The organism is Chryseobacterium glaciei, assembly GCF_001648155.1.
In the GTDB taxonomy this organism is placed as follows: Bacteria; Bacteroidota; Bacteroidia; order Flavobacteriales; family Weeksellaceae; genus Chryseobacterium; species Chryseobacterium glaciei.
The window spans coordinates 4,809,373-4,821,282 of record NZ_CP015199.1 but is presented as its reverse complement, the minus strand read 5'-3'; the positions used below and the strand labels follow the sequence as shown (position 1 = coordinate 4,821,282).

The window sequence follows — 11,910 nt, the reverse complement described above, 5'->3', positions numbered from 1 at the left end:
ATTTAAAATCCAAAACAATGAAAAAATTCATGGTATTGGTGAGTACAGCCCTTCTATTGGGCTTCTCACCGGCAAAAGCACAATTTGTGGTCACTGATCCGACCAATCTGGCATCAGGTATTCTGAACTCTGCCAATGAAATTGTACAGACTTCCAATACAGTGTCTAATGTGGTCAAAAATTTCAATGAAGTGAAAAAAGTGTATGAGCAGGGGAAAGAATATTATGACAAGCTTAAAGCGGTCAATAATCTGGTAAAGGATGCCCGAAAAGTGCAGCAAACGGTACTAATGGTCGGTAATATTTCAGAAATGTATGTGGAGAGCTTTGGCAAAATGATGAATGATCCCAACTTTTCTCCACAGGAATTAACAGCGATTGCCTTCGGCTATTCCAAATTATTAAATGAAAGTGGAGGGTTACTAAGTGATTTAAAACAGATCGTTAATTCTTCATCCCTTTCGATGAATGATAAAGAGCGCATGGAAATTATTGACAGGGTGTATAAAGAGGTAAGTGAGTACCATAAACTGGTGCGCTACTATACGAACAAAAATATTTCTGTCAGCTATCTGAGAGCGAAAAAGAAAAATGACGGACAGCGTGTACTGCAATTATATGGTACTGCTAATCAAAAATATTGGTAGCCCTTTTTATTTATAAACCCTTTAAAATCTATCATTATGGACTTTGAAAATCTTCATGAAATTTTGCGCTCGTTATACGACGAGATGCTTCCACTGTCCGCCACCATGGCGGCAGTGGCCAAAGGTGTTGCGGGCCTGGGTGCCTTGTTCTATGTTGCATTGAAGGTTTGGCAGGCATTGAGCCGGGCTGAACCTATCGATGTGTTTCCCCTCCTACGACCATTTGCCTTGGGGATCTGTATCATGTTTTTTCCAACGATCGTGCTGGGAACCATCAATGGGGTACTGAGCCCTGTAGTAACAGGAACTCACGAAATGTTGGAAAACCAGGTATTGGATCTTAATAAACTCCAGGCCCAAAAAGACCAATTGGAACGGGAAGCCATGCTCCGAAATCCTGAGCAGGCTTATTTGATCTCCGATGAGGAGTTTGATAAAAAGCTCGATGAGCTGGGATGGTCTCCCTCAGATCTGGGAACAATGGCGGGAATGTATATGGAAAGACAGAGCTATGAATTGGAGCAGACCATAAAAAACTGGTTCAGAGATTTGCTGGAGATTCTGTTTCAGGCAGCAGCTTTGGTTATTGATACCATTCGAACCTTCTTTCTGATTGTGCTGTCTATCCTCGGCCCCATTGCCTTCGCCATCTCGGTTTGGGATGGTTTCCAGTCCACATTAAACCAATGGATATCAAGATATGTCAGTGTGTATTTATGGCTTCCCGTTGCGGATATTTTTAGTGCCATGCTTGCGAAGCTACAATCTTTGATGCTGGAAAAAGATATCCAAAGTCTGTCAGATCCCAATTTCATTCCTGACGGCTCAAGTACCATCTACACCATATTTATGATTATTGGAATTGTGGGATACTTCACGGTACCAACGGTAACGGGCTGGGTGATTCAGGCGGGTGGTGCTGGTAATTTCATGCGTAATGTAACCCAGACGGCACAAAAAGCAGGTAATGTTGCTGGCGCAGGGGCCGGAGCTGCAGCGGGTAATGTCGGAGGCCAACTTCTTAAATAATCAATCCTAACCATCTGAAACAATAATGTATAAATAGTAAAAAAATGGAATTTAAAACCCTCAGAAATATAGAGAACAGTTTCAGGCAGATCAGGTTGTATGCCTTAATATTTGCCGTACTGTGTATTGCAGTGGTGGGTTATGCCATCTGGCACTCCTACCGCTTCGCAGAAGCACAAAGACAAAAGATCTACGTGCTTGATAATGGTAAATCACTCATGTTGGCACTCTCTCAGGATGCTGCCATCAACCGTCCTGTAGAAGCGCGTGAGCATGTCCGCCGTTTTCATGAATTGTTTTTTACCCTGGCGCCTGACAAAAATGCGATCGAAAGCAACATGAAAAGAGCATTTAATATGGCTGATAAGAGTGCCTTCAATTATTACAAAGACCTGTCAGAAAAAGGGTATTACAACCGGATCATTTCTGGTAATATTCAGCAACGCATTGAAGTGGACAGTGTACAGTGCAACTTTGACACGTATCCGTATGCTGTTAAAACATTTGCGAGGCAATACATCATCCGTTCCAGTAATCTAACCGAACGGAGCCTGGTCACTTCGTGCTATCTCCTGAATTCCGTCCGTTCAGACACGAACCCACAAGGATTTAACATTGAAAAATTCAGTGTAATCGAGAATAAGGACTTGAGAGTCACAGAACGCTAAAAATAGGATTATGGAAAAACTACATGATTTGGAGACGTTCGCGAAGATCCTTATTGATAAGGGTTACAATGGTTACTTTCAAACACAGGGAGCGTATCCGGGTAGATTGAAGGACAGTATGAGCGAATACCTGGAAAACTGTCAACGAGGGTTGGAAAGCCTGCCCAAGGGAGAATTGTTGTTAACCACCTATTTGCAATGGACAGGAGAAGACAAACCAAGGGTTCAATGTTGTATGTGGGTTCAACACCATAACGGAAAATTTGATCTTCAAAAAGTGGAGATTACCAAAAAAGACCAGTTCGGTCAATTATTGCGACAGTCGGAATTAACAAACCTACCTATGGCTGCTGTGCCACATGCAAAAGAGGCCGTGGCAATGGTTAGTGATGAAGTGCGGGCCAACAAGGTAGCTCCCCGTATCAAGCGTTTCGGGCTATAAAAAAAATTACCATATGAAAAAGCTAAGAATATTTCTCAACTCCTGTGAAAGGAGATTGGAAGAACGCTGGCAGAAGCTTTCTGCCAGGAAACAAAAAAAGTTTGTGATCCTTTTTTTCGCTGGATACCTGCTCTTGACGGGAGGTGTCGTGATGACAGTCTGGTATGATGCAAAAAATGAAACCCGAAAACATAATCCGGTAGAAGGTCACATTCGTAATCCGGTGCTGAGACAGCAACAGGAAGATTCAGAGTTAAGAGATTCATCATCAAAACCCATAAAAAATCAAGATCATGAAAGACAATGAAAAAGATAAAGCAACCGTAAGGCTTACCGAGGTGAGCCAGAAAGGAAACGCAGATACAGAAGTAGGTCAAGGCAACAACATACAAAAGCTGAAGAAACCACTCATCTTTATATTGATGGGCATTGTCTTTCTCGGATGCATGTGTCTGATATTCAGGCCTTCTTCGGATGGCAAAGAGCTGGAACAAGCGGGACTCAATGAAGCTGTTCCACAGGCTACAGAAACAGGAATGCAGGCTGATAAAAGTAAAGCCTATGAAGCTGATCTGTTAGACCAAAAGGAACTTGAAAAAAAGCAGTCACTGAATGCCCTGTCAGAATATTGGAATACAGATAGTGCCGCTTCATCATCAGAGATGACCAATTCAGGGACTCATAATGGGGGTTCTGTGCCTACTCATGAAGATAAAGCACTCAACAGTTACCGGAATATTCAGGGGACATTGGGTAATTTTTATGAGGACAAAGGGCCAACTACCCAGCTGCAAAGTGAAGTAAGAGCTTTAAAAGCACAATTGGCTCAAAAAGAAGAAGCACCGTCGAATCCGGTAGAAAGTCAGCTGGCACTCATGGAAAAATCGTATCAAATGGCTGCTAAATATTTTCCGACAACGGGAAATGTTCCTAAAATAGAGGGTGCGCCCGAAAAAGGGACGGATAAAATGGACAGCGCTAAACCAGTGAAACAAAAGGTTTCGCTTGCTGCTTTATATCCGGCAAAAAGCAATATCGTATCGGCTTTGTATCGGGAACCTACTGACAGCGCATGGATTGCTGAATTAAGCCAGGCGAAAAACAGAAACTTTTATACTGCCGGAACGGTAGCACAGGCTCCGCAGGCAATTAACAGTATCCGAGCTTGTGTTCATGAAACCCAGAGCATCACTGCCGAACAGGCAGTCCGTATAAGATTATTGGATGCAATTATATTATCAAAGTTGGCGATTCCTAAAGGAACGGTATTGACGGCCATTGCCAAATTCCAGGGAACAAGGCTTCAGCTTTTAATTCAATCCATAGAATTTAAAGGCAACATCATTCCTGTAGAACTCACAGCCTACGATCTGGACGGACAACCGGGACTGGCAGTTCCGTATTCTCCCGAGCGAAGCGCCCTTACTGAAATGGCCGCCAATATGGGAAACACAGGAGGAACCAGCATTTCATTAAGTTCTACAGCAGGACAGCAGATTACCTCTGATCTTAGCAAAAGTGTCGTACAGGGGATCTCCGGATACTTCTCAAAAAAGATAAGAATGCCAAAAATCACCCTCAAAGCAGGGTATCAGGTATTCCTTGTTTCCAAAAAATAATGTTTAATACAAAAACCAAACAATATGAAATACTTAATAAAAAGTTTGCTCATGGTGACATTTCTGGCAATCTTTACTATACAACTCCATGCTCAGCAGCAGGACAGCATACCACCTGCTGATACCCTTACGACAGAATCAAGGCTTAAAACAGGTAGAGTAGAACCCTACTGGCTGACGGTAACCTATGATAAAACCACCCATATTATATTTCCATCCAAGATCAGATATGTGGATCTGGGAAGTGAAAATCTGATCGCCGGAAAAGCGGATGAAGCAGAAAATGTCCTCCGTGTTAAAGCCGCAGTGCGAAATTTTGAATCCGAAACCAATTTTTCTGTGATTACCGAAGATGGACGTTTCTACAATTTTGATGTGTTCTACAGCTGTTGTCCCGCCACTTTGAACTATGATGTACAAAAAATGCTTCAAATCCAGGAGAAAGAAAAGGTAAATGATGTACTTTTTGAAGATCTTGGCAGTAACCAGCCGTCTTTAACTCAGGCTGCTTTGAAAGCCATTTACACCAAAAATAAAAAGCTGCTGAAACACATTGGTTCCTTCAGCTTCGGAATCAGTTTCGTACTAAAAGGTATTTATATCTACAACGGGAAGTACTATTTTCATACAGAACTGAGAAATGAAACCAGTGTGCCATTTCCGGTGGACTTTATGATCTTCAAGATTGCGGATAAAAAGACATCCAAAAGAACCGCTGTACAGGAGAATGAACTCATCCCATTAAGAACCTATCTACCCTTAACAGATGTAAAAAATGGTCGTACGGAACGGAATGTTTTTCTTTTGGATCAATTCACTTTGGCTGATGATAAGATTTTAGTCATTGAAATATTCGAAAAGAACGGCGGCAGGCATCAAAGAGTAGAAGTGGAAAACATGGATCTGATCCATGCAAAGCCTGTCACTGATCTGAAACTAATCTTTTAACTTTTAAAACTCATCGAAATGAATACGTATATTTTTACCATAATAATGCTTATAGTCAGCACAACGAGCCTCTATGCGCAACGGCTGATCAAGGGGCAGAAAGGATTTGAAGCAAGTATTGGGCTGATCTCCGATAAGAAGCCGTTACATGACTTTTTCTATATCCAGGCAGGAATGACGATCAACGGAAAAAATGGGAACTATCAGCTATGGGCTGTTGAATACTCTCACAAGAATCACGAGTTCGAAAGTTATTCCGTTCCAGTTGAAACGTACGCTGCTGAAGGTGGATACAGCTTTGTGCTGCTAGGTGATTGGGCAAAGAATATCTCTTTGAATTTAGGCATTACCGGAGTTGTCGGATATGAAGTGATCAACAAAAGTGAGAAGATGTTACCCAATGGAGCCGTCATTCAGAATAAGGATAGCTTTATTTATGGGGGTGGGTTACGTCTATCATTGGAAACCTATCTAAATGATCACATCGTAATGCTTTTACAGGGGAGAACCAAGGTAGTCTGGGGTACTTCCGTCGAAAGGCTCAGACCATCGGCAGGCATAGGACTACGCTATATTTTTTAACTTTTAAACCTAAAAAAAATGAATAAATATGATATAGAAAAAAGATCTTTTATAAAAAGGTTGATTTTCATAACATCAACAGTCACTTTATTACTATTTGTATTTGCCCTCAATTCCTGCGACAAGCAACTCGAGATCCAAACAGATTTTCCTTTTGAATTTGAGGTGATGCCTGTTCCTAAGAGCATTGCTAAAGGAGAGACCGTAACCATCAGATGTACCATTAAAGCAGAAGGTAATTATGAAAATACCAAATACTACATCCGTTATTTTCAAGTTGACGGTTCCGGAAAACTTCTTTTAGGAAGCGGTAAAATGTTGACATTAAAGCCCAATGATTCATATCTATTGCCTGAGCAAATCTTCAGGTTACATTATGTTTCAGAGTCTACTGTTACGCAAGCTTTTGATATCTGGGTATCTGACACTAAAGGTCATGAACAGAAAGTAAGTTTTCAGTTTAATGACAAAGGAAAGGAATAGTAAGTAGCTCATGTCCTTAAAAAAAGTGTCTGTACTATTTAGTGCAGACACTTTTAAATAAAAAACTATAGTCTAACATTTTACATTTTTATGACCAATGAATTGAATACTAATCAGTCATGATTGTTAAAGAGGTAATAATAATTTTAACACTAAAATATATCCATTGCGTAATTAACATATGAAATTAACTCTTCATCAAAACTTTCAATGAAAAAAGTTCTAAAAAATGGAGATTTGGAAGGATCGGGATGAAGTGTAGATGTATTTCAAGTAAAAAATATTGACAGAAAATCTACTTTAATGACTATTATTTCAAAAAAGCCTTCATTTTATAATATCTGTATAGATAATCATATATAATCATTTCAAATAACCTTTGATCAGAGATGAAAAGCCTGTTGATATTCATGTGGAATACACTTTGAATAAAGTTCTGCAAAGACTGATTTTTGCTAAGTTTAAGAATATTTTGTAGTACAATAGAACATTCCTCAATATGAAGACTGATCATATTTCTTTCATCTGAAAATTCCTGTGAACCGATAAAATCTAAAAAAATAGGTTTGAAAGCTCTGAATTTTTTATCTAATTGAGAATTGAGCTTTTTATCGGCATTAAACTCGTTTTTGAAAGAAGCATTGTAATCTCTCATCCATTCCATTTTCTCTTGGACAGATAAATTGAGCCTGTTTAAAACTTCATCAATATAAAAAAGACTTACCGTCAGTTTTTCCTCATCATTGTAATTTAAACATTGTAAAGTAAATTCACTGTTTTTGTGAAATAGGGTTTCAGTATCTTCAATCGTATTTTCTCCATATCTTTCAATTTCCCTGTTATAGGTCTCAAACACAATATTTGAGATCTCTCCACTCTCTAAATACCCTTGCAGCGCTTTATTAATTTGATCTGTAACAGCGTTGTAATTTTTGATGCTGCTTAGCTCAAACCTTATCCTTACATGCGATTTGGGGTCATTGTAGCGAATGAAAAACCATTTTTGAATGTACTTCTCACACTGAAAATTTTCTATCAAAGGTTGTATTATTTCTTCCAAAATAATATCCGAAGTTTTCACTCCCGTATAGATTTTAAGGTACAGCCATTCACTTCCTGGAAAAAATTTTCTAATCGTTTTCATCAGTTTCCTTTATACAGTGGGAATATATACTGATGCATAAAATCATCATTTTCATTATACAGAAATTCTTCAATAATGATCGATTCTTCATTTTTTACAGCATCAATAAACATCTTGGTCATATCATAGTTTTCCAGATTAATAATAAGCTTATTATCAGATTTTATCCATTGTACCCATCGAGGGAGCTGTCTTTTCTTTCGCCACTCATTGATGCTAAAAAGAAGCTGTTCCTTATTATTGGTCAGTGGTGAAAACTGATTGAGTTCCTGTGCTGTCATTTTCCACCAGGCTTTTGAAAGAATGATATTTCTGTATTCTATTCTCGGCAAAAACTGATAAATATGTTTCAGATCTCGCCAATTAAAATACAAACCTGTTCTTGCATTTTGTGAATGGAGATCGCATAAAAAATGATAGACAGGAAGAGGATTTGCCGAATAATTATGAGCATTAGTTAAATAAGGGCTGATTTCTTTATTGAGTTTTTTAGACCGTAATACAATTCGATCGTTTTTCAAGGAAATGTATAGATCGTCTACCGAAATTTGATTTTTGATAGGCAATATTGATTTTGCCAAGTAAGGAATCTCATACTGTCGTAATGTAGGTCTTCTAATGACATTTCCAATTCGCGCTTCAGGTAAATGAATAATTTCTGCTAAAACAGAGTTGGAATTTATCTCTTCTTCTTTTTTTGCAATAGTTTTTACTAAATTTTGTACCTCTGATTTTTCCGAACAAAACCTTGCCAACAAATTAGCGGCACTGCATCCGCCACCGTTTCCAATAAATAGCTTTTGCTCTCCCTTTTCCGAAATAATTTCAGTTATAAATGATAAAGTATCCGGAAGATCCTGCCAGTTTTCATCAAAATCTCTAAAATCATCATCTATTAAGTCGATGCTGTATTGGTTCTCGGCTAAAGCCTCCTGGACCTTATTATTTAATACCTGCTGTATTGGATCAAGTTGGATTTTTAAGTTTAGCTTTTCCAGAGCTCTAGGAAGTTTAAGATCTTGAATATAAGGGTGAATTCCTTTTGTGGATACATCCTGCCTGTAACCAATTCCTATTTCTGTATCCAGAGCATAGTTTAAGGGGACTTCCTCTGTTTCAAATCTTTCATAAAAAGTTTTTTTGAACTGTTCTAAATGAGTGTCTTTATTAAGCAGTGTTATTTTGTTTAAAAAGCGGATTCCTTTTTTTAATGTCACCTTCCAGTGTGGAGTAAGTACATATTCATTGTTGGAATATAGATCAGTTTGAAAAAGAAAATTAGGTTCGTATTCTACATGAAAAGATTTGATCAAATTTTCAATTTCAGTGTATTTTTCGGCAGGATTTCCTATATTCTGATCTAATGCTGCCAGTTCATTTTGTATCGAAATTAAAATTTCAGATTCTTTTATTGCTCCGATTTTCATCAATACAGAAATGATTGTATCTAAAAAATCTTCCCCGGAAACACTAGGTTCTATCTCGCTTATCAAAACCTGATTATCTATGAGTTCTTCTATAAATTCTTCTGCATCTTCTGAGGTGATCTCATCGTTAATGAGCGTATCAACAATTTGTTTAATCGTTTTGCCTTGCTGACTAAAGTTTATTACTTGTTCTAGTTCGGATGAAAGTGGAGCAGATGAAATTATGTAGTCTCTTTTTCCGTTGGTGTATTCATATTCCATATAACGGAGGTGATGGCCAACTCTATGTATGCTGCTATTCGGAAAGTATAAAAGTAGTGTTCTAATTTCCGTTTTTTTTGCTAAATGCTGAGAGAGAGCGACCAGAAAATGCATATCCAGTTTGGTATCTCGAATTGGTGTTGATGGAAGGGAAGTATTATGCTCTTCTCTTTTGAATTTTCCCAATCCAACTTCTGAAAATAAACCAAATGGGGTACAGCGTGTACTCATTCTGCTGTAATATTTAAGGATGGTATTTTTAAGTTTTTGAAGGTTTTTTGGGGTGAGTTCTTTTCCTGAATTCAGCCAATGAAGTAATTTTTCATATAGATAAGGAGATGCAAGATATATGGCTTCCTGAAAAATAGGATCTGTACCTATTTCTTTTAATGCTGCATCTGAAATTTCATCGTTTTTTACCTTTTCTCGAAAGTCTTTGCATGAAAATAGAGGAGTACGAATGACGAACTCATCAAAAAAATGATACGGGAAACGAGACATTTTATTGTTTTGTATTTTCATTGGGCTGGTAATCAGGATGACCTAATTGCCATAATGTAAAAGCAAAAATGTCACTTAGACCAGCATATCTTTGTGAAAGAGGGATATTATTACCATGCCCGCCTTCATAATCAATTTTTAAAAGGATAGGATTAGTCGAAGCATTGTTTGCCATCAGTTTAGCTGCAAATTTTGCAGGCTGCCATACAATTACTCTGTTGTCATTAATACCTCCGGTTATAAAGGTTGCGGGATATTTGACTCCATTTTTTATATGCTGATAAGCATCCATTCCTAATAAAGCTTTAAAATCATTTGGATTTGTAGCTGTACCAAATTCTTTAATATTGCCCTCTCCATTTGGTGTATTTTCAAACCTAAGCATATTTGTCATCCCCACTTCAACAATTGCGGCTTTGAATAAGTCCGGTCTTTCAGCCATTGCTCTACCTACGGCAATCCCTCCTGCACTAGTTCCCCAGATAGCAGTTTTATCTTTTGAAGTGTAATTTTCTTTAATTAGATATTCTGTACAATCAATCAAATCCTTCCAAGAATTAGCCTTTGTGTCTTTATAACCTCCCAAATGCCATTTTTCTCCTTTTTCGCCACCTCCTCTTACATGAGCAATGGCCACCATACCGCCTTGATTTGCCCATAATAAATAAGTTTTAGCAAAAAAAGGACTCCTTGAGATTCCATAGGCTCCGTAAGCGTCTATTAAAGTTGGAGCCGTACCATTTTTAACAAGGTTTTTATTATAAATTAAAGACAACGGAATGTCTTGACCATCTTCGGATTTCACTGAAAGCTCTTCTACAACAATATCTTTAAATTCAGGATACTCTGTGACAGGGGTTAAATTTTCTGGAATAAAAGAATTATTTTCTAAATCATATCTAAAACGTTGTTCTTCATTGGTCCACCCCGAGCAAGTGATCCAAATGTCTGAAAAATCTTTCCCTTTTGACTGTAAATTCACATTTCCAGATGCGTAGGGAAGCTTTATAGCGATTTCCTTTCCATCTTTGTATAGATATAATTTTGCTTCTACACCATTTTTTGTAGTGGTAAAATAAATACCATCTTTATTTATAGTATATCCCTTAATAACTTCGTCTTTTTTTTCCGAAACTAAAATTTGAGGATTTTTAAAGTTAGGTTGTTTTATGTTTGTTTTGCATAATTTATAATTTGGAGAATTATATCCGGATAAAAAATAAAGATCATCACCAGATAATCTGATGTAATATACCTTATCATTTTTATCATATAATGGGGTCCAATTTTTTTGACCTTTTAATAAATCCTTCTTTCTAATAATAAATGTTCTCCGAAAATCTTCTGCATCCACTAGCATTCCAATATAATACTGATCATCTGAATTGAAAGCTAATATAGCAGGAGCGACATCATTGCTGATTTTTAAGTCCGGATTAACCGTGTTGGAAAAAATGTCATTCCTTTTGTTAGGATCTTCTCCTATTTTATATAAAATAGATTGAGTGTCTTTGCCAAATGCATTAGAAGTTATATCAACCACAGGATAATACACATAAAAAAAACCTGAATTATCTTCTAACCATTTTATTCCTCCAACGGAGCCTGGATTTGCCTGGGTAATAGTCTGAGGATAGATATTCTTGCTTTTTACCTCCATCACAATAATTTTTGAAATTTCTTTTCCTTTTTCAGATAAAGAAATAGCAAGTTTACTTCCGTCCCAACTAGGGCTTATTAATGTAACTACATAATCATAAGGATCATATAATAATTCTTCTTGTTCATTAAAGTTAGCTCTATAATATACCTTAGCTGTTTTTTCATCTGCATTTTTTTTAAGGTAAAAATATTTATTGTTGTTAGTAATTTTAAAATCTAATATAGAATAGCCTTGTCTTTTGTCTAACTCCAGCCTTTGTTCCACATAATAGTTTCTGTTAGGAATTTTAATTAGAATAGTGTTGGTGTAATCAGTTTGTGACTGCATCCAGTCAAGCACCTTAGTATCTTTTAAATTTTCAAAATTTCTATATTCATCAATAACTGTATTGCCAAAATAATTAGTGGAAACAGGCTGAGAAGGAGCTGCATTTGTCAACTGGGCTTTTGTTATACCAAAAAGAAAAATGGCAACAATAAATATTATACCTTTCATA

Annotated in this window: 12 protein-coding genes; 9 read left to right on the top strand and 3 right to left on the bottom strand. The window is 37.3% G+C overall.

The window, feature by feature from the left end:
* The first annotated feature begins 17 nt into the window (after positions 1-17).
* From A0O34_RS21795 to A0O34_RS21755, 9 genes are read left to right on the top strand one after another with little or no spacing between them, the layout of a single operon-like run.
* The gene (locus tag A0O34_RS21795; RefSeq protein WP_066759337.1) at positions 18-647 is read left to right on the top strand and encodes a DUF4141 domain-containing protein; all 630 of its coding nucleotides are present in this window, start codon (positions 18-20) and stop codon (positions 645-647) included.
* Positions 648-683: 36 nt separating this feature from the next.
* Positions 684-1,676, top strand: a complete 993-nt coding sequence (gene traJ / locus A0O34_RS21790; protein ID WP_066759335.1) for a conjugative transposon protein TraJ — start codon at positions 684-686, stop codon at positions 1,674-1,676.
* Positions 1,677-1,720: 44 nt separating this feature from the next.
* On the top strand, positions 1,721-2,344 hold the full coding sequence (traK, locus tag A0O34_RS21785; protein ID WP_066759331.1) for a conjugative transposon protein TraK: 624 nt from the start codon (positions 1,721-1,723) through the stop codon (positions 2,342-2,344).
* Positions 2,345-2,354: 10 nt separating this feature from the next.
* Positions 2,355-2,786, top strand: coding sequence for a hypothetical protein (locus A0O34_RS21780; protein ID WP_066759330.1), 432 nt, complete (start codon positions 2,355-2,357; stop codon positions 2,784-2,786).
* A 13-nt stretch (positions 2,787-2,799) separates the two neighbouring features.
* Complete coding sequence (locus A0O34_RS21775; RefSeq protein ID WP_066759329.1) at positions 2,800-3,093, top strand: hypothetical protein; 294 nt, start codon at positions 2,800-2,802, stop codon at positions 3,091-3,093.
* Positions 3,080-4,405, top strand: coding sequence for a conjugative transposon protein TraM (gene traM / locus A0O34_RS21770; RefSeq protein WP_066759328.1), 1,326 nt, complete (start codon positions 3,080-3,082; stop codon positions 4,403-4,405). The genes A0O34_RS21775 and traM overlap by 14 nt, the downstream gene beginning before the upstream one ends.
* A gap of 24 nt (positions 4,406-4,429) precedes the next feature.
* Positions 4,430-5,353 carry a conjugative transposon protein TraN gene (gene traN, locus A0O34_RS21765; protein ID WP_066759325.1) on the top strand — a complete coding sequence of 308 codons (924 nt, stop codon included), beginning with the start codon at positions 4,430-4,432 and terminating at the stop codon, positions 5,351-5,353.
* Between the two features lie 18 nt (positions 5,354-5,371).
* The gene (locus A0O34_RS21760) at positions 5,372-5,935 is read left to right on the top strand and encodes a conjugal transfer protein TraO (protein ID WP_066759323.1); all 564 of its coding nucleotides are present in this window, start codon (positions 5,372-5,374) and stop codon (positions 5,933-5,935) included.
* Between the two features lie 18 nt (positions 5,936-5,953).
* On the top strand, positions 5,954-6,418 hold the full coding sequence (locus tag A0O34_RS21755) for a DUF3872 domain-containing protein (protein ID WP_082891227.1): 465 nt from the start codon (positions 5,954-5,956) through the stop codon (positions 6,416-6,418).
* A gap of 310 nt (positions 6,419-6,728) precedes the next feature.
* On the opposite strand, the gene A0O34_RS21750 is transcribed toward A0O34_RS21755, so the two are convergent.
* The 3 genes from A0O34_RS21750 to A0O34_RS21740 are packed head-to-tail and all read right to left on the bottom strand — an operon-like array spanning position 6,729 to position 11,909.
* On the bottom strand, positions 6,729-7,562 hold the full coding sequence (locus A0O34_RS21750; RefSeq protein WP_066759317.1) for a thiopeptide-type bacteriocin biosynthesis protein: 834 nt from the start codon (positions 7,560-7,562) through the stop codon (positions 6,729-6,731).
* On the bottom strand, positions 7,562-9,772 hold the full coding sequence (locus tag A0O34_RS21745; RefSeq protein ID WP_228394332.1) for a lantibiotic dehydratase family protein: 2,211 nt from the start codon (positions 9,770-9,772) through the stop codon (positions 7,562-7,564). The genes A0O34_RS21750 and A0O34_RS21745 overlap by 1 nt, the downstream gene beginning before the upstream one ends.
* Positions 9,753-11,909 carry a prolyl oligopeptidase family serine peptidase gene (locus A0O34_RS21740; RefSeq protein ID WP_066759315.1) on the bottom strand — a complete coding sequence of 719 codons (2,157 nt, stop codon included), beginning with the start codon at positions 11,907-11,909 and terminating at the stop codon, positions 9,753-9,755. The genes A0O34_RS21745 and A0O34_RS21740 overlap by 20 nt, the downstream gene beginning before the upstream one ends.
* Position 11,910 lies beyond the last annotated feature (1 nt).